This is a genomic window from Methylocella tundrae, assembly GCF_901905185.1.
Classification (GTDB): domain Bacteria; phylum Pseudomonadota; class Alphaproteobacteria; order Rhizobiales; family Beijerinckiaceae; genus Methylocapsa; species Methylocapsa tundrae.
The window spans coordinates 1-14,456 of the sequence record NZ_CABFMQ020000073.1 but is presented as its reverse complement, the minus strand read 5'-3'; the positions used below and the strand labels follow the sequence as shown (position 1 = coordinate 14,456).

The following is a 14,456-nucleotide window of genomic DNA, read 5'->3' as shown; positions in this document are numbered from 1 at the left end:
CCTGCGCAAAGGACGACCGCAAATGGCGATCGAACGCACTTTCTCTATTCTCAAGCCGGATGCAACGCGGCGCAATCTCACCGGCGCTATCAACGCCCTCATCGAAAAGGCGGGCCTTCGCATCGTCGCACAGAAGCGCGTGCAGATCACGCGCGCCCAGGCCGAGACCTTTTACGCCGTGCACAAGGAGCGTCCGTTCTTTGGCGAACTCGTCGAGACGATGATCGGCGGTCCGGTCGTGGTGCAGGTGCTCGAAGGCGAAGACGCGATCAGGAAATACCGCGACGTTTTGGGCGCCACCGATCCGTCAAAAGCAGCGCCGGGCACCATTCGTAAGGAATTTGCGCTGTCGGTGGGAGAAAATTCCGCGCATGGCTCGGACGCGCCGGAGACCGCCGCGATCGAGATCGCGCAGTGGTTTTCCGGAAACGAGATCGTCGGCTGAAACTTCACGACTTCATAGGGCGTCTTAATTTGACGCCCTATTCCATTGAATTTGCTGTGCTGGATCAATTAAACCAAAATACTCGTCATTCGCGACTGACCGCTGCATTGGCGGCACGCTCAGGCAGGCGGATTGCGTAGCGAGGCCGGCGCGGCTGCGCAGTCATTCGAAAACACGCGATTGCCATCGACGCGAAGCATTCCGGCGGCAAGACGTTCGAGCGAGGCCGGATAGATAATGTGCTCCTGCTCTAGCACGCGCGCCGCCAAAGATTCCGGCGTATCATCGTCGAGCACCGCTACCGCCGCCTGCGCGATGATAGGGCCTTCATCCATGGCGGGAACGACGAAATGGGTCGTGCAGCCATGAATTTTGACGCCATCGGCGAGAGCGCGCTCATGCGTGTCGAGGCCCCGATAGGCGGGCAGCAGGGCGGGGTGGACATTCAGCATCCGGCCCTGCCATTGCGCGATAAACCACGGGGTCAGCAAGCGCATAAATCCCGCAAGGCAGATAATCTCGATGCGATGCAGTTCGAGGAGAGCCTGCATCGAGCGCTCGAATTCCTCGCGTCCGGCATAGATTTTATGGTCGACGGCGGCGCAGGCGATGCCATTGGCTTTGGCGAAGGCGAGACCCGGCGCGTCAGGCCGGTTCGACAGCACGAGTGCGATCTCCGCCGGAAAAGCCGGAGCCCGCGCGCGCCTGACCAACGCCTGCATGTTCGAGCCGCGACCTGAGATCAAAACCGCGGTGCGCTTGCGCCGGATGGTCAAAGCGCAAGCCGACCGGTGAAGGCGACGCGTTCGCCGGAGGCCTCGATGATGCGGCCAAGAGCGATCGGCTCGTCGCCGGCCGCGCGCAACGCGGCGACGATGGCTTCGGCCTCCGCAGCGGCGGCGACGAGAACCATGCCGACGCCGCAGTTGAAGGTGCGCAGCAATTCCGCCTCGCTGACGCCCCCAGCGCTCGAAAGCCAGGCAAAAACGGGTAAGACCGGGATCGCTGCGAGATCAATTTCCGCGCAAACGCCGGGGGGTAAAACGCGTGGAATATTGTCGGGAAAGCCCCCGCCGGTGATATGGGCCAATGCCTTGACGCCGCTATGAGCCGCGAGAACAGGCAAGATCGTCTTGACATAGATGCGGGTCGGCGTCAGCAGCGCTTCGCCGAGACTTTTCTCCGGCGCAAAGGGAGCGGGCGCGGAAAAGCTAAGGCCGCTCGCTGCGATGATCTTGCGGATCAGCGAAAAGCCGTTCGAATGCGCGCCGGATGAGCGCAAGCCGATGAGCAGGTCGCCAGCCTTGACGTCGCCTCTTGGCAGGAGTTTTCCGCGTTCGACCGCGCCGACCGAAAAACCGGCGAGATCATAGTCTGCGCCGGCGTAAAGGCCCGGCATTTCGGCGGTCTCGCCGCCGATCAGCGCGGCGCCAGCCTCGACGCAGCCCCGCGCTATGCCTTTGACGACGGCGGCCGCGACGCCGCCGTCGAGCTTGCCGCTGGCGTAGTAGTCAAGGAAGAAGAGCGGCTCGGCGCCCTGAACGATGAGATCGTTGACGCACATGGCGACGAGATCGACGCCGATCGTATCGTGAATGCCTGTCTCGATCGCGATTCTGACCTTGGTGCCGACGCCGTCGTTGGCGGCGACGAGGATCGGATCATTGAAGCCTGCCGCCTTGAGGTCGAAGAGGCCGCCGAAGCCGCCGATTTCGGCGTCGGCGCCGGGGCGTCGCGTCGCCCGCACGAGGGGTTTGATGGTCTCGACCATGGCGTTGCCGGCGTCGATGTCAACGCCCGCGTCTGCATAGGTGAGGTTGATTTTCTTGGTCATCTGGCGTCCCGCGTCGATCGTTCAGGGCTAGCGTTTCCCGCGCTGCAAAGCAAGGTCGCGCCGCGCCTTCGCAAAGGGCCTTGATTGCGCGGCCGAGCCATCGGCATTCGGCCATGGAAAAGCGCTGCGCCATCCGTTGAAGTTGCGCATCAGGCTGGGATTTATCCGCGGCCATGCTAGTTTGACGGAGCTTTCAACGTTTTAGACGCCTTGAACTGACAAAACGAATGAAGTTTTTCAAAATTGGCAGCCTTCCCAATTTGATTTCGCTGGGCCGCCTCATTCTGGTCCCGGCCATCATTTCGCTCATCGCGGCGCATCGCTGGAAAGAAGCCTTCATCTGCTTCATTATTGCCGGCGCCTCCGACGCGCTCGACGGCTGGATCGCGAAAACCTTCGATCTTCGCACGCAGCTTGGCGCCTATCTCGATCCGCTCGCCGACAAGGCGCTGATCGTCTCGATCTATGTCGCCCTCGCGATCACAGACGTCATTCCCGCGACCATCGCTATCCTCGTCGTCGCGCGGGACGTGATGATTATTGGCGCTTTTATCGTGTCGCGGCTTCTCGATAAACGACTCGAAGTCAGGCCGCTTTTGATCTCGAAACTCAACACTCTGATTCAAATCCTGTTTGCCGCTCTGGTTCTTAGCGTCGAGGCCTTCGGCGTACACAAAGGCGCCTGGTTCGATGTGTCGCTCTATGCCGTCGCCGGCCTCGCGCTCGCCTCGCTCGGCGCTTATCTTAGCCAATGGATCCGGCATATGAGCGCTTGACGTCGGCCTCATGGTAGAAGCGCGCTACGGGCCGGCGTCTGCTATTCTTTTGCTAGCGGCCGGGCGAGCCGCCGCGCCTCATCGCGCGGCGGCTCGCATGCGAAGGTAAACGGAACACGAATGATGCGGCTTGAATGGCAGATCGGCTTCTGGATCGGCGCGCTGGTATTGCTCGTCCTGCTGCTTTGGCTGTTCAGCGGCGTGCTGCTGCCTTTCGCCGCGGCGATGGCGCTGAGCTATCTGCTCAATCCCGTGGCGGACCGTCTTGAACGGCTCGGTTTCAGCCGCCTTGGCGCAACGCTGCTCATTATGGCCGGGTTCGTCCTCGTTCTCGGCCTTTTCCTCGTTCTCGTCATGCCGGCGTTCTGGCGCCAGCTCGCGAGCTTTTTGCAGGCGCTGCCTTCCTATGTCGTCAAGCTCGAGGACTTGATTACCGATCTCAGCGTGCGCCTCGCCCAGGATCACGGCGCCACCATGCTTGAAAAGCTCGGCTTCGGCAAACAGGCGTCGACAGACCTGCGCAATTCGACAAGCGATCTCGTCAATCAGGCGGCGCAATGGGCCGGGACATTCGTCAAGTCGATATGGAGCAGCGGCGCCGCACTGATCGGCCTCTTGTCGCTCCTGGTGCTGACGCCGGTTGTCACTTTCTACATGCTGCTCGACTGGGACAAGATGATCGCAACGGTCGATAGCCTCGTGCCCTTGCGCCATCGCCAGACCGTACGCGAATTGGCGCGCGAGATCGACGCCGCCATGGCCGGCTTTCTGCGCGGCCAATCCCTTGTCTGTCTGTTTCTTGGCCTCTGGTACGGAGTCGGACTGTCCCTTGTCGGCCTCAATTTCGGGCTTCTCATCGGCATATCGGCGGGGCTTTTAAGCTTCATCCCCTATGTAGGTTCGCTGACTGCATTGGTGCTTTCCTCGGTGGTGGCGCTCGTCCAGGGCTGGCCGGAGTGGAAATTGCTGGCCATGGCGCTCGCGGTCGTTCTCTCCGGTCAATTCCTGGAAGGCAATGTTCTCTCGCCAAAGCTCGTCGGCGAATCTGTCGGCCTGCATCCGGTCTGGCTGATTTTCGCCTTGCTGGGGTTTGGCAGCCTGTTCGGCTTCACGGGGCTCATCACCGCGGTGCCCCTCGCCGCCGCCGCGGGCGTGATCCTGCGCTTCGCGGTCAGGCGCTACCGCGAGAGCAAGCTCTACAAGGGAATCGATGCAGCGCCTGCGAAGATTATGATCGAGGCCTCGTCCGTGCCGGTCGAAAAGCGTGGCTGACATGACCGCCGAAGAAAAAGTCCCGCTTCGCTCCCGGCAACTGACGCTGGAGCTTCCGCTCGCGCCCGGCTTCGGACCTGAAGATTTTTTTGTCTCGGGCTCAAACGAGAGCGCCTATGCGATGGTCGAGCGCTGGCCTGCCTGGCCTGACCATGTGCTTATCATCAAGGGGCCGCGAGGCTCGGGCAAAAGCCACCTTGGCGCGATCTGGGCGGCGAATGCCGGCGCTAGAATCCTTCCCGCCGCATCATTGGGGAACGCCGAGATCGAGGCGCTCGCCAGTTCTGGGCCTCTGCTTCTGGAGGATCTTGAGGCTCTCGGCTCCGCGCAGACGCAGCTTTTTCATCTCATTAATCTCATACGCGAGAGCGGCGCCGCTCTGGTTCTGACCGCGGAGCGTCCGCCCGACGCCTGGGGTCTCGGCATCGCGGATCTTCTGTCGCGCCTGCGTCTTGCGCCCTGCGTCGAAATCGGCGCGCCGGACGACGCCCTGATGCGCGCTGTTCTCGTCAAGCTTCTCATCGACCGGCAGCTCGTCGTCGACATCCGCGTCGTCGATTATGCGGCCCTGCATCTCGAGCGCTCACTCGACGCCGCGCGCATCTTCATCGAAGCGCTGGACCGGGAGGCGCTGGCTCGCAAATCCCGGATTACGCGGCAGATGGCGGCAGATGTGCTGCGCGCACTTTTGAAGGCCGACGCCGACGATCTTACCGCCATCGATGAAAAAGAATGACGTCTTGGGTCTCCAGTCGGCTTGCGCCCCCCGCGGGGGGAGGCGGTGCGCGCCCGGGGGCGCTCGTGAGTTCATTTATCCGTCGCTTCAAGCGTTGCGCGCGGCGAAGCCTTTATCTATAAGGGCCGCAGTCGGAGTGTAGCGCAGCCCGGTTAGCGCACTAGTCTGGGGGACTAGGGGTCGTGGGTTCGAATCCCGCCACTCCGACCATCTATCTGCCTGATCTATAATTACTTTCAGTTCTATACGAGGTCGTGACAAAACGGTCGACAATAGAACATAACGGCATCAAACGCATAGGCTGGAGCAGAAAGTCCCGAAGAAAGTCCCGAAGTTGTTCATGTTTCGGACGTTCCCAGCCGGCGCCTGCTCGCCGCCTCCATTCCTGCCAGGACTTCCTCATCCAAGACGTGCGCATATTTCGTCGTCGTCTCGATCTTCGAGTGATGCAACGCTTTTTGCACGAGCTTGAGGTTCTTGGTCTCGCGCAGCAGTTTGGTGGCGAAATCATGCCTCAAATCGTGAAAGCGCAGATCCGCGGGGATGCTCGGCCCGCCGCCCCGATTCTTTGCGCGCCGCCACATCGTCTTTAAGCCCGATGCCGTGATCGGTTTCCGCGCCCCCCTGGCGTGGCCTTCCTTGCCCGGCTTGGCGCGCGCCGCCGCATAGGTGAAGACATAGTCGGTCGGATTGGCCATCTCCGACATAAGAATCGCGCGCATCTCAAACGTAATGGGATGGTCGATCAGCTTGCCGCCCTTGCCGATCGTCCTGATTCGACCGCCGGCCAGGTCCACGCTGTCTTTTCTCAAAAGGCATTCCGACAACCTGAGGCCGGCCGCGCGTGCAAAGCAGACCAGCGGCAAAAAATCGCGTCTGACAGCTTCGCGAACCGCGCCTTCCTCCGCCGCGCGCACCTCGCGGACACGCTCGGACGGCTCTTTGAGCAAGTGCTTCCGCCAGTCCGGCTCGTTCTTGAGGGGGATGCGCCAGACGCGCGCCGCCCGATTGAACAGCTTCTGCAAGGGCTCAATGGTCGAGCGATTAACTGTCGCCGCGGCGATCGTCGGGGGCGCGATGCGCTTTTTAGGATTCTGGGGATCGCGAACCAGCTTGCGGCCGCGCGCGGTTTGAGCGCGCCGCCAAGCGACGAGCTTTGCAACATCGTCGTCCGAAATCTGGTCCAGCCGCATCGTGTTGCCGAAGTAATTGCAAAGCCGGTTGAGATTGGTGAGGGTCGTTTCGGCGCCGGAATGGTGTTGGCCGACCTCAGTCCAGTAGCGCTGCGCTGCGACGCCCATCGTCAGCGGACCGCCGGCGACAGACTCTTGTGCCTTGAGCGCGGCCTTCGCCTTCTCTTTTTGGTCTTTTTCTACCGCTTCCGCTTCTCTTCGCGAAGTTTGGCCCGTAGAGCCTGAAAATCGAACACGTCGGAACTGGAAGTCAAATTGGTAGACCGCCGAGTTTTTCGGCTTGTAGACTGACACGACCGCCCTCCGAATTCCTTGCGCTCGCGCTTGAAAGCTTCAATGTCGGCCGGATCGAAAGCATAATGCTTACGCATCTTGCCGCGTCCCGTTAAAATACGGGGCAGCGTGCCATCCTTGACATGCTCTTGCAACATCCTTGGCGAAATGCAGAGGATTCGCGCGACATCCTTAGCCCGCAGCAGCTGGCCATCGTTGGCGGATTCATCCATGGCCGCCTCCGTTGGCCCATATCGCCTCAAAATTGCGCTTGAACGCCGCCGCGGCCTCGGCGCTTTCGAGGATGATGAGGTCATTATCCTGGCGTTTGAGGCCCGACGCGGAGAAATTTGCGGCGCCAGAGCGGAGCAGCCGGCCGTCGATGGCGTAGCTTTTGAGATGCATCAGCGGAGTTGACGCCGGTTTTACCCGGATCTCGACGCCCGGGGTAGCGCGCAGCTCCTGCAGCGCCTCATAGGGCCTGCCATGGTCGAGCAACTGCCCCTCGTAGAGATAGATGCGAATTGCGACGCCGCGATCGGCGGCTCGCGTCAACGCCTCGATCACCGCGACATCGGTCAAGACGTAACCAGCGAGGTCGATTTTCGTCCCCGCCTGGTCGATCAGCGCGACGTCGAGATGCTCGAGGTTTTCCGCCGGCGCATAGTGGATCATCGCCGCGCCGGAAGCGGCGGCTGACGCCGGCGGCAAGTGTCGGCCGATCAGGATGCCGCCGAAGAAGGCGATAACCAGCGCGCCGAGGGCGACAGGCAGGTCGGTAATGATCCGACCCGTTATTAGACGCAGGCGGACGCGGCGGGTCATTGCAGCGCTTGTTTTGCGTTGAGGGCGAAATGCCCTTCTGCGGCGGCGCGGACGTCGCTGAGGTTCTCGTCGATATTGGTGCAGGGACAATCCAGGCTCATCGAAGAGATGATGAAGCCGAAGGCGCGCAAGATGTCGGCCTTTTGCTTGCCAATCAAAAGCGGGTCGAGGGACTTCGCGATGGTATCGGCGATGTCTTCGTCGGTCATCGTATCACCTCCGGAAAATCATTGTGCTCGCGGCCGTCGAGGAGGCGGCCGGCGCTCATCGGGCCGAAGCCATCTGCAAGCATCGCCTCTCGGCTTTCTTCTCCTGAAAGGATGTTGGGCGCGCGGGCTTCCATATTCATCGCCATTCCTTTCAGGCTGCGAGATCGGCGGCGTCGAGACTGACGCCTTCATAATAGCCGAGCCAGTTGAGGCGCTTGAGCAGGCGAACCGCCTGCTTTTCGGCGGAGCGGTTCAGCGCCGGCTCATTGGCCGCCGGCTGCAAGGCCGGCATGATTAGATCCATGCCACGCGCCATGGCGCTCCCTTCGTGCAGGACGAGGTAATCCTGCGCCACGATCCTTTGCAGCGCGTAGAACCATACGAGGCCGGCCTTGGCGACCAGTGCGCCTTCCTGCCGGTGCTGGCGCATCACATCCTCGAAGAGGCGTTCGGCGCGGCGCTCGAGGCTGCGGCGTTTTGGCGGCAGCAGATCGGCAAACGGCTCCTCGGCGGCCTGCGCGAAAAGGTCGATCGCCTCCCGCGCCTCGGGACTCGCCGGATCATCGACGCCCGCCGTCATGACGTCGAACATCACAAGGGCGGGGAGGGCGAGCTCTACGCGGGCTTTGTCGGTCAGGCGCATATCCGTCTCGGCTAAAATGGAATGTCATCATTGATCGCCTCGGCGATCGATTTGCTGGCCTCGGCCCGCGTCGACGTGGTTCCGTAGGCGTCCGCGTCTTCGGCTGGCGGCGGCCTGTTGGATTGGCTGGTCAGCATCTGCAGCTCGCCACGGAAGCGTTCGAGCACGATCTCCGTCGCGCGGCGCTTGATCCCGTCCTTGCCGTCATATTCCCGCGTGCGGATCTTGCCTTCGAGATAGACGAGCGAGCCTTTCTTCAGATATTGCTCGACCACCTTGCAGATGTTCTCATCGAACACGACGACATTGTGCCATTCGGTTCTATCCTTGCGCTCGCCCGTCGCCTTGTCGCGCCAGCTTTCGCTGGTCGCGAGCGAGAATGTGGCGATCTGATCGCCGGCCCTGTTGTGCCGGATGTCCGGATTGCGGCCTAAATGGCCGATGAGGACAGCTTTGTTGACGCCGGTCATTGCCGCGCCTCACAGCGATGCGCGCTGACGGAAAGGGGAGCCGGCGGCATGGCTTCCTCGAGCTCTTCCTCGATCACGCGCAGGCGCTTCAGGAGCTCCGCGCGCTCTTTGCCGAGCTGGTAGCGGAGGGGTTCTGACATTTCCTCGCTCAACACCCGCGCGTCGATCTGCACGATGCGCCCGTGCAGAGTGTGGGCCTGGCGGATTGGATCATCCTGCGGCCATTCGCCGGCCTCATATCTGGCGCGCTTCCATTCCTCCCGGATTTCCTGCTGCCGTTCGGGAGACAGAAACTCGAAGATGGCGAGCGCCTCGCTCTTGCGCCGCGCCGCTGGCCCCTGCGACGGCGCGGGCCACATAGCGAGCCGCAACAGGACCGGGATGGTGAAGGCGGCGAACACGACGACAGCTATTGCGGCCGTCAGCAAATGTGCAATCGGCATGGCTTTGGGCTCCTCGATTTAGAGTCGGGCGGAAGGCTCTATTGCTCTGGCGCGCCTTCGAATGTCGGGAGTCCGGTCAGCGCCGCGGCGGTCGCAAGATCGTCCTGCACCTGGCACCGCAGCCAATATTCCGGGCGATAGAGCGCATAGGACCATTTGATCTCGCCGCCGCCGCTGCGGTAGCGCAGCCGGGCCGGAATGCGGACCGGATCGCCATCAACGAAGGCGCGGACCGAAACCATGAAGATGCCGGGAATATCGACAGGCTCGCCCTTGGCGTCGGAGTGCTGCGTCTCGAACACAACCGTCCGTTCGCCGGTCTGAAGACGCTCGGCGCGCTTGATCTTCTGGCCGACATAGATTTCGAGATTGCGCGAGAGGTTGATGACCTCGATCGGCGCGGCGAAACGCTCTTTGAACAGCAGCTCATATTCTGTGCGCTCGGCGTCCAGCGGCGCGGAGAGCTCGGCGGCGTGCTCCTCGAGGAAGAGCGCGAAGTCGCCTTGCGCCATCGCCAGGCCGTTGCCTCTCATCCAGGTCTTGAATTCATCCGTGAGCGGGAAGGCGTAATGGATGCGGTGGCAGCCAAAACGCGCTGTCTTGTCGGTTTGGTGATAGTCGATAAGCGCGGTAAGGCTGGGATCGGGCCAGCTCGTTTTCGCGAAGATCGCGGAGTGCTCGTCCTTGTGGCGATTGACGAGATCGCAGAAGCTGGCCAGCGTGGTGACCTCGGCGGTTCCGGCGCGCCGCTGTGGCGCCGTGCGGTGTGCGCTGAAGAAATTATCCAGCGCGACGATTTCCGGCTTCTCGCCATATTTGATCAGCGCCGGGACTTTTGACGGGATGCCGACACTGCCTTCGGGCGCAAGCAATTCGACGAGCTCGACCTCGCGGCTCTCGCGGGCGAGTTCGGTCAGCCGATCCAGCACATCCCGCCGGGAAACGAGGAGCGCCGCCGCGGCAGCCGGCGTCAACAGCGCCTCGCCTTGGGTGTGTTGGATCGGCGTGGCCGTAGTCTCGTTTTTCTCAACCATGGTATTCTCCTTAGTGAGGGTTTAGCCGGCGTCGCGATCGCGCTCAGTGACGCGCGGCCCGGCGAACATGTCGATCTGGCTTGGGTGCTGAACGGAAAGCGCGCCTTCATGCGTCCAGAACGGCGTGCCGGAGAAGGCCTTTTCTTCCGGCAATTTTGATTTGATCGACGGTTTGATTTCGAGACGGCCGCTATCGTAATGCACCGTCACGGCGAGGTTGATGGTGACCGTTCCTTTTTGGTCCGGCAGCGCCTCAAGCGTCTCGATCGCTTTTTCAAGATGCTCATCGCATTTCTCGATGAAGCGGCCGCGATTGAGGAGTTCAAGCATGCTGACGAAGCGGCGGATGACAGGTGATGACATTGGCTCAGGCTCCAATCGATGCGTTTGCGAGCGCCGGCAGGTAGGCGCGGAACAGCGCGTAAAGCTCATCGGCGACGTCGAAAGCCGCGCGCAGGCGGTAGACCTTGCGCAGGGGCGTCGCGGCCTCGATGTCGGGCGCCCAGGCCTTCGCGCAGGGGCTTAGAAAATCGCGGCGCTCCGTGCGTAGGGCGATGATATCGGCGCGCTTGATCTCGTCATGCTGCGCGGATGTCGGGAGAGGGAGGCCAGCCGCCGTGTGGATGGCGCGGTCGTGCCGCCGCGCGATCTCGAAAAGCGCCTGTGTCATCAAGGCGCGGCCGCCCGGATACATGCCGGCGATCTCGCACAGCGCCAGTTTGGTCGGCGTGGTGATGTCGCCAATGCGCGCCTCATGCGCGTCATGCAACAGCACGAGAGGCTTGACCTCTTCGCGCGCGGCCTCGAAAGCGATGATGGTGTGCAGGGCGACGGAGACCGGCTTCAACGCCGCGCCGCAATAGCGGTTGACGGTCGAGAGCGTGTCGGCGATCTCGCGGAAATCGACCTCGGCCGGCACGGGGTCGACCATATCGATCGGACGGCCGCGAAGGGTTTGCATCCAGATCCCGCTCATGCGAGGCCGCCCGAGTAATCGACGGATTCCTGTACGAAGGGGCTGCCAAATTCACCCGCCAGCCCCTTGGCCGCGGCGTCGAAGATCACCTCGCAAATCGTGCCGAGGGCGACGATCTCATCCTCTTTATCGACGCTGTTGCTGACGAGGTTGATGAGGAGAACGGACATTGAGCCGGCAAGGCCCTTGACCAGTTCAATCGCTGGCGATCCTTTCGCCATCGCGCGCCGCTTTTCATGCATGTAGCAGAGCGTGAACGCCTCCATCAGAAGCGGCGTCACGCGCGCCTGGACGCCGACGGCGCCGTCCTCCTTCTCGTGTTGCCTGAAGTCGTTGGCGCGCTTGTCGAGATAGGCGACAATCTCCGGCGGCGCGCTGGCGCGCAGATCCTCAAGCGTCATGGGTTTCTCCTGATAAAAAAGGCGTTTTTGAAACGGGATCGAAACGCACAAAAGCCCGGCCCGCATGGGGAAGAATGTTGCGGGCCGGGGAGTACGCGGACGGGCAGGAGGAAGACGCCCGGCCGGATGCGAAAGTGAGAAGGGCGAGCGCGAAGCCAGCGAGCAACGCCAGAGTGAGCAGCGCGCAAAAGGCGATCATGAAGGCCTCGCGCAAGATTTCGAAGACGCCGTCCGCGCTCATGAGCGGGTCCTCGCGAGCTGGCGCGCTTTGAATGCGTCGAGCTGCGAGCGCATCCAGCCGCGCCGCAGCAGATCCTCGAAGTAGACGACGCCGGCGCTGGCGAAGATTTCGAGGATGTCGAGCTTCATGAGCTCGTCGATGACGACAAAGTCCGTGATGAAGCGCCGCGGCGCGAGCGTCACGCCGATGGGGCTTTGCGGCGGATCGTAGAAGGTAGGCATCAGGCGGCCTCCTCACGGTCATCTTCGATGATGATTTGAAACGTCTTTGCGCCGCGCAGATCCGTGCGCTCGAAGAGGCTGAGGATGCCGCACGTGGTTATCTTGCCCGTGATGGACTTTTCGCCGGCGACGGCTCGTTCCGCCGCCTCGATGGCGAGCGCGAGACCACCGACTCCATCGAATCCCCAAGAGAAGAGCAATTTTCTCGTCATCACGCGGCCTCGCTGACGCGAGCGCTGATGGCGCGGCGGCGGATGCGCTCGACTTCGAGCGCGCCGGCGTCGAAGCGGCCGATGGCGGATGCGTCGAGGCCGAGCTCGGCGCGATAGCGCGCGGCGCGGCGGTCATAAATGGCAAGATCGGCGTCCGGCAGCGCGCTCAGCACGAAGCGCATGGCGCTGATCAGGATCTCGTCAGCGAGATCGCGTCGGGAAAGATTGGGAGAAAGGGCGCACATGGGCGGCTCCATCGGGTTCGATGGAGCTACTATTTTCTAAAATAGAAACTTCGTCAATATGTAGTTTGCGAAAAACGAAACTTTATTTCAGTCTCGCGGTCTGCTCAGTTCCTGTCCATCAACCATTTTACAAAACTGCCGTTTGGGCCGTAGAAGTTCTCGGCGTCCACGCAGGCAGCGGCCTCGCCGGCGCGCTGGATCTTCGGCTTGATCGTGCCGGCGATCTTCATGAACAGGTCGTGGTATTTGCCGCCGTCGCTGTAATCATCGTCGCTGATCTTGAAGGTTTTGAGCAGCAGCGCTGCCCGAGATATATCGACTTTCCATGTGGGGCATTCCGCGGCCAGCCCGATTGCATGGACATACCAAAAGGTCGCCGTCTCGACCAGGCCGGCGTCTTCGGCGCGGGCGCCGGTCGCCGCCATTGCCGCGCAGAGGAGAATGATCTTTCGCAAAGGGCTGCCGCCTTTCCAGAATTATCCAGAATATTTTGCAACAATGGGATAGGCGTTGGCCCAGATGGATTTAGAAAGCGTAATTTGCTTTGGGGCGCCTTGTTGCGGGTTGATGCGATCCGACTCCCAGTTTTCCTCGGTCTCACCGAGATGGCGAGCAATGATAGCCTTGAAAGAGCGCGAGACCGCCTTCGTCGTATAGAGCGCCGTCCTTCCCGTTCTGGGAGCGAGCAGGGGGTTGACGATGACAGTGTCGCCGATCTCATAGATCGGCGACATGACGTCGCTTGAAATGATGAGGCCGAAGCCCTCCCTGGAATTGCGCAGGAACCACGGTCGGGGGACCCGATCGAATGGCTCCCTTGAGACCTGCATGTTGCTGTCGGGCCCCGGCTTCGCGGCGAGGATCTCCATGCTTTCCGCCGCCGGGAAAAAGCGCAGAAAATCCGGCGCCTCCGAAATCGCATTCGCCGGAGAAGGCGGTTGGTTGTCGGCGACAAGTCTCGACACCGGAACCGCCGGCGGCGCATTTCCGAAATAGCGGGCCATTGCGGGAAGCTCGGCGGCGGCGATTTCGCGCTCGCCCTTCAGGATCTTCGATACGACCGGATCTGACACGCCCATCTCATCAGCGAGAGCGCGTTGCGTCTTGCCGGGCTCGTCGAGGTTGAGTCTCATCCATTCGATGAGGGCGGATTTATAGGCCGCGTAAGTCGATTGATCAGTCATTCCTGAATTATTTTCGAAAATCTCAAAAATGAATAGCTGATAAAAACGAAACTTTTTAGCTTGACGAAGTTTCGAAAATAGAAAACATTGAGGCATGGACAGCCAAGCACGATACGTCATCGACAAATGCGGCGGACCGAAAGCGGTCGCGACGATGCTCGGGATCAAGCTCGCGAGCGTTTACAAATGGACTTATCCGAAAGAACGCGGTGGCACGAACGGCCTGATCCCATCGACCCATCAAGGCGAGCTGCTGAACAGGGCGCGCGCGGCGGGCATTGAACTAACCCCCGACGACTTTTTCCAGTTTGCCGAAATCGTCGCGCCGGCGGAGGCGCCCCCTTTTTCCACAGCAGGAGGCGTCTCATGACGTCCGAACGTCTGGCTGAAGCTGAGCCGCCGGTCATCGAGGAGATCGAGGGCGGCCATGTGATCGGCGAGGGCGGTCTTGTGCATATCGAGATCGGGCCGCTGAGCCTTTCCCTGACCGGCGATGAAGCCGATGAGATCGCCGCCGCGATCGAGCGCGTCCGGGCGCAGCAGCGCGCGGCGGAAGGCGGCGAGTCATGAGCACCGCCGCCGCAGCATCACTCTTTGGCGAATGGGATGGCCCCGGCCTGCCGCCCACATTAGGCGAGGCTATCGTCCTCGATGAAATCGATATCGCTTTCCTGCGTCTCTATTTTCCCGACTACCTGTAATGGACCGCAATCATCCGCGGCCGGGATCGCAATCATCGCAAGTTCCGGCCCACAATCATTGCAACTAGCCTCGGCGCTCGGGACCACAATCATTGCAACTGGACCCACATTGATTGCAACCG

General features: G+C 61.6%; 27 protein-coding genes and 1 tRNA gene. 8 read left to right on the top strand and 20 right to left on the bottom strand.

The features are described from left to right. Positions 1-22: 22 nt before the first annotated feature. Entirely contained in the window at positions 23-445 is a 423-nt protein-coding gene (gene ndk, locus MPC4_RS06605) for a nucleoside-diphosphate kinase (RefSeq protein ID WP_174511821.1), read from the top strand. 119 nt (positions 446-564) lie between these two features. On the opposite strand, the gene purN is transcribed toward ndk, so the two are convergent. Then, positions 565-1,215, bottom strand: a complete 651-nt coding sequence (purN, locus tag MPC4_RS06600; RefSeq protein ID WP_174511882.1) for a phosphoribosylglycinamide formyltransferase — start codon at positions 1,213-1,215, stop codon at positions 565-567. Between the two features lie 2 nt (positions 1,216-1,217). Further along, positions 1,218-2,279 carry a phosphoribosylformylglycinamidine cyclo-ligase gene (gene purM, locus MPC4_RS06595; RefSeq protein ID WP_174511820.1) on the bottom strand — a complete coding sequence of 354 codons (1,062 nt, stop codon included), beginning with the start codon at positions 2,277-2,279 and terminating at the stop codon, positions 1,218-1,220. A gap of 227 nt (positions 2,280-2,506) precedes the next feature. Between purM and MPC4_RS06590 the strand changes: the two genes are divergently transcribed. From MPC4_RS06590 to MPC4_RS06575, 4 genes are all read left to right on the top strand, one after another. Beyond that, positions 2,507-3,055, top strand: a complete 549-nt coding sequence (locus tag MPC4_RS06590) for a CDP-alcohol phosphatidyltransferase family protein (RefSeq protein WP_174511819.1) — start codon at positions 2,507-2,509, stop codon at positions 3,053-3,055. A gap of 123 nt (positions 3,056-3,178) precedes the next feature. Continuing rightward, positions 3,179-4,327 carry an AI-2E family transporter gene (locus MPC4_RS06585; protein WP_174511881.1) on the top strand — a complete coding sequence of 383 codons (1,149 nt, stop codon included), beginning with the start codon at positions 3,179-3,181 and terminating at the stop codon, positions 4,325-4,327. A gap of 1 nt (position 4,328) precedes the next feature. Beyond that, entirely contained in the window at positions 4,329-5,063 is a 735-nt protein-coding gene (locus tag MPC4_RS06580; protein WP_174511818.1) for a P-loop NTPase family protein, read from the top strand. 132 nt (positions 5,064-5,195) lie between these two features. Next, positions 5,196-5,273: transfer RNA gene (locus MPC4_RS06575), tRNA-Pro, on the top strand. A 128-nt stretch (positions 5,274-5,401) separates the two neighbouring features. Here the strand turns inward: MPC4_RS06575 and MPC4_RS06570 are convergent. From MPC4_RS06570 to MPC4_RS06485, 18 genes are all read right to left on the bottom strand, one after another. Continuing rightward, positions 5,402-6,364, bottom strand: a complete 963-nt coding sequence (locus MPC4_RS06570) for a tyrosine-type recombinase/integrase (RefSeq protein WP_244628888.1) — start codon at positions 6,362-6,364, stop codon at positions 5,402-5,404. Positions 6,365-6,435: 71 nt separating this feature from the next. Beyond that, positions 6,436-6,762: a helix-turn-helix transcriptional regulator gene (locus MPC4_RS06565; RefSeq protein WP_166795862.1), complete on the bottom strand. Its 327-nt coding sequence runs from the start codon at positions 6,760-6,762 to the stop codon at positions 6,436-6,438. Next, positions 6,755-7,354 carry a phospholipase D-like domain-containing protein gene (locus tag MPC4_RS06560; RefSeq protein WP_244628887.1) on the bottom strand — a complete coding sequence of 200 codons (600 nt, stop codon included), beginning with the start codon at positions 7,352-7,354 and terminating at the stop codon, positions 6,755-6,757. Before MPC4_RS06560 ends, MPC4_RS06565 begins: the two co-directional genes overlap by 8 nt. Next, complete coding sequence (locus tag MPC4_RS06555) at positions 7,351-7,563, bottom strand: hypothetical protein (RefSeq protein ID WP_174511816.1); 213 nt, start codon at positions 7,561-7,563, stop codon at positions 7,351-7,353. Before MPC4_RS06555 ends, MPC4_RS06560 begins: the two co-directional genes overlap by 4 nt. Continuing rightward, positions 7,560-7,697, bottom strand: a complete 138-nt coding sequence (locus MPC4_RS06550; RefSeq protein WP_174511815.1) for a hypothetical protein — start codon at positions 7,695-7,697, stop codon at positions 7,560-7,562. The genes MPC4_RS06555 and MPC4_RS06550 overlap by 4 nt, the downstream gene beginning before the upstream one ends. A 17-nt stretch (positions 7,698-7,714) precedes the next feature. Continuing rightward, on the bottom strand, positions 7,715-8,206 hold the full coding sequence (locus MPC4_RS06545; protein WP_174511814.1) for a hypothetical protein: 492 nt from the start codon (positions 8,204-8,206) through the stop codon (positions 7,715-7,717). An 11-nt stretch (positions 8,207-8,217) separates the two neighbouring features. Continuing rightward, positions 8,218-8,676, bottom strand: a complete 459-nt coding sequence (gene ssb / locus MPC4_RS06540; protein ID WP_174511813.1) for a single-stranded DNA-binding protein — start codon at positions 8,674-8,676, stop codon at positions 8,218-8,220. Further along, positions 8,673-9,119 carry a hypothetical protein gene (locus MPC4_RS06535; RefSeq protein WP_174511812.1) on the bottom strand — a complete coding sequence of 149 codons (447 nt, stop codon included), beginning with the start codon at positions 9,117-9,119 and terminating at the stop codon, positions 8,673-8,675. The genes ssb and MPC4_RS06535 overlap by 4 nt, the downstream gene beginning before the upstream one ends. A gap of 38 nt (positions 9,120-9,157) precedes the next feature. Then, positions 9,158-10,153, bottom strand: a complete 996-nt coding sequence (locus MPC4_RS06530; protein WP_174511811.1) for a DUF2303 family protein — start codon at positions 10,151-10,153, stop codon at positions 9,158-9,160. Positions 10,154-10,174: 21 nt separating this feature from the next. Next, positions 10,175-10,516 (bottom strand): hypothetical protein, encoded by a 342-nt coding sequence (locus MPC4_RS06525; protein WP_134487498.1) that lies wholly within the window; start codon positions 10,514-10,516, stop codon positions 10,175-10,177. A gap of 4 nt (positions 10,517-10,520) precedes the next feature. Continuing rightward, a complete protein-coding gene (locus MPC4_RS06520) occupies positions 10,521-11,129 on the bottom strand; it encodes a hypothetical protein (protein WP_174511810.1) in 609 nt (202 codons plus the stop codon). Next, positions 11,126-11,530, bottom strand: coding sequence for a hypothetical protein (locus MPC4_RS06515; protein WP_174511809.1), 405 nt, complete (start codon positions 11,528-11,530; stop codon positions 11,126-11,128). The genes MPC4_RS06520 and MPC4_RS06515 overlap by 4 nt, the downstream gene beginning before the upstream one ends. Further along, on the bottom strand, positions 11,520-11,771 hold the full coding sequence (locus MPC4_RS06510; RefSeq protein WP_174511808.1) for a hypothetical protein: 252 nt from the start codon (positions 11,769-11,771) through the stop codon (positions 11,520-11,522). The genes MPC4_RS06515 and MPC4_RS06510 overlap by 11 nt, the downstream gene beginning before the upstream one ends. Further along, positions 11,768-11,992, bottom strand: a complete 225-nt coding sequence (locus MPC4_RS06505; protein WP_174511807.1) for a hypothetical protein — start codon at positions 11,990-11,992, stop codon at positions 11,768-11,770. Before MPC4_RS06505 ends, MPC4_RS06510 begins: the two co-directional genes overlap by 4 nt. After that, complete coding sequence (locus MPC4_RS06500) at positions 11,992-12,204, bottom strand: hypothetical protein (RefSeq protein ID WP_174511806.1); 213 nt, start codon at positions 12,202-12,204, stop codon at positions 11,992-11,994. The genes MPC4_RS06505 and MPC4_RS06500 overlap by 1 nt, the downstream gene beginning before the upstream one ends. Beyond that, positions 12,204-12,449: a hypothetical protein gene (locus MPC4_RS06495; protein ID WP_174511805.1), complete on the bottom strand. Its 246-nt coding sequence runs from the start codon at positions 12,447-12,449 to the stop codon at positions 12,204-12,206. The genes MPC4_RS06500 and MPC4_RS06495 overlap by 1 nt, the downstream gene beginning before the upstream one ends. Before the next feature lie 104 nt (positions 12,450-12,553). Then, the gene (locus MPC4_RS06490) at positions 12,554-12,874 is read right to left on the bottom strand and encodes a hypothetical protein (protein WP_174511804.1); all 321 of its coding nucleotides are present in this window, start codon (positions 12,872-12,874) and stop codon (positions 12,554-12,556) included. Positions 12,875-12,925: 51 nt separating this feature from the next. Next, complete coding sequence (locus tag MPC4_RS06485) at positions 12,926-13,633, bottom strand: helix-turn-helix domain-containing protein (protein ID WP_174511803.1); 708 nt, start codon at positions 13,631-13,633, stop codon at positions 12,926-12,928. A gap of 94 nt (positions 13,634-13,727) precedes the next feature. Between MPC4_RS06485 and MPC4_RS06480 the strand changes: the two genes are divergently transcribed. The 3 genes from MPC4_RS06480 to MPC4_RS21465 are packed head-to-tail and all read left to right on the top strand — an operon-like array spanning position 13,728 to position 14,334. Continuing rightward, positions 13,728-14,003, top strand: a complete 276-nt coding sequence (locus MPC4_RS06480) for a helix-turn-helix domain-containing protein (protein ID WP_174511802.1) — start codon at positions 13,728-13,730, stop codon at positions 14,001-14,003. Next, positions 14,000-14,203, top strand: a complete 204-nt coding sequence (locus MPC4_RS06475) for a hypothetical protein (protein WP_174511801.1) — start codon at positions 14,000-14,002, stop codon at positions 14,201-14,203. The genes MPC4_RS06480 and MPC4_RS06475 overlap by 4 nt, the downstream gene beginning before the upstream one ends. Continuing rightward, complete coding sequence (locus tag MPC4_RS21465; protein WP_280514749.1) at positions 14,200-14,334, top strand: hypothetical protein; 135 nt, start codon at positions 14,200-14,202, stop codon at positions 14,332-14,334. The genes MPC4_RS06475 and MPC4_RS21465 overlap by 4 nt, the downstream gene beginning before the upstream one ends. Positions 14,335-14,456: the final 122 nt, after the last annotated feature.

Coding starts and splice junctions, on each gene's coding strand:
- MPC4_RS06520 (WP_174511810.1), bottom strand. CDS start 11,129: ATGAGCGGGATCTGGATGCAAACCCTTCGCGGCCGTCCGATCGATATG.
- MPC4_RS06590 (WP_174511819.1), top strand. CDS start 2,507: ATGAAGTTTTTCAAAATTGGCAGCCTTCCCAATTTGATTTCGCTGGGC.
- MPC4_RS06550 (WP_174511815.1), bottom strand. CDS start 7,697: ATGGAAGCCCGCGCGCCCAACATCCTTTCAGGAGAAGAAAGCCGAGAG.
- purM (WP_174511820.1), bottom strand. CDS start 2,279: ATGACCAAGAAAATCAACCTCACCTATGCAGACGCGGGCGTTGACATC.
- MPC4_RS06535 (WP_174511812.1), bottom strand. CDS start 9,119: ATGCCGATTGCACATTTGCTGACGGCCGCAATAGCTGTCGTCGTGTTC.
- MPC4_RS06545 (WP_174511814.1), bottom strand. CDS start 8,206: ATGCGCCTGACCGACAAAGCCCGCGTAGAGCTCGCCCTCCCCGCCCTT.
- ssb (WP_174511813.1), bottom strand. CDS start 8,676: ATGACCGGCGTCAACAAAGCTGTCCTCATCGGCCATTTAGGCCGCAAT.
- MPC4_RS06495 (WP_174511805.1), bottom strand. CDS start 12,449: ATGTGCGCCCTTTCTCCCAATCTTTCCCGACGCGATCTCGCTGACGAG.
- MPC4_RS06555 (WP_174511816.1), bottom strand. CDS start 7,563: ATGACCGACGAAGACATCGCCGATACCATCGCGAAGTCCCTCGACCCG.
- MPC4_RS06565 (WP_166795862.1), bottom strand. CDS start 6,762: ATGGATGAATCCGCCAACGATGGCCAGCTGCTGCGGGCTAAGGATGTC.
- MPC4_RS06475 (WP_174511801.1), top strand. CDS start 14,000: ATGACGTCCGAACGTCTGGCTGAAGCTGAGCCGCCGGTCATCGAGGAG.
- MPC4_RS06490 (WP_174511804.1), bottom strand. CDS start 12,874: ATGGCGGCGACCGGCGCCCGCGCCGAAGACGCCGGCCTGGTCGAGACG.
- MPC4_RS06585 (WP_174511881.1), top strand. CDS start 3,179: ATGCGGCTTGAATGGCAGATCGGCTTCTGGATCGGCGCGCTGGTATTG.
- MPC4_RS06530 (WP_174511811.1), bottom strand. CDS start 10,153: ATGGTTGAGAAAAACGAGACTACGGCCACGCCGATCCAACACACCCAA.
- MPC4_RS06515 (WP_174511809.1), bottom strand. CDS start 11,530: ATGACGCTTGAGGATCTGCGCGCCAGCGCGCCGCCGGAGATTGTCGCC.
- MPC4_RS06510 (WP_174511808.1), bottom strand. CDS start 11,771: ATGAGCGCGGACGGCGTCTTCGAAATCTTGCGCGAGGCCTTCATGATC.
- MPC4_RS06485 (WP_174511803.1), bottom strand. CDS start 13,633: ATGACTGATCAATCGACTTACGCGGCCTATAAATCCGCCCTCATCGAA.
- MPC4_RS06500 (WP_174511806.1), bottom strand. CDS start 12,204: ATGACGAGAAAATTGCTCTTCTCTTGGGGATTCGATGGAGTCGGTGGT.
- MPC4_RS06560 (WP_244628887.1), bottom strand. CDS start 7,354: ATGACCCGCCGCGTCCGCCTGCGTCTAATAACGGGTCGGATCATTACC.
- MPC4_RS06525 (WP_134487498.1), bottom strand. CDS start 10,516: ATGTCATCACCTGTCATCCGCCGCTTCGTCAGCATGCTTGAACTCCTC.
- MPC4_RS06480 (WP_174511802.1), top strand. CDS start 13,728: ATGGACAGCCAAGCACGATACGTCATCGACAAATGCGGCGGACCGAAA.
- ndk (WP_174511821.1), top strand. CDS start 23: ATGGCGATCGAACGCACTTTCTCTATTCTCAAGCCGGATGCAACGCGG.
- MPC4_RS06580 (WP_174511818.1), top strand. CDS start 4,329: ATGACCGCCGAAGAAAAAGTCCCGCTTCGCTCCCGGCAACTGACGCTG.
- MPC4_RS06570 (WP_244628888.1), bottom strand. CDS start 6,364: ATGGGCGTCGCAGCGCAGCGCTACTGGACTGAGGTCGGCCAACACCAT.
- MPC4_RS06505 (WP_174511807.1), bottom strand. CDS start 11,992: ATGCCTACCTTCTACGATCCGCCGCAAAGCCCCATCGGCGTGACGCTC.
- MPC4_RS21465 (WP_280514749.1), top strand. CDS start 14,200: ATGAGCACCGCCGCCGCAGCATCACTCTTTGGCGAATGGGATGGCCCC.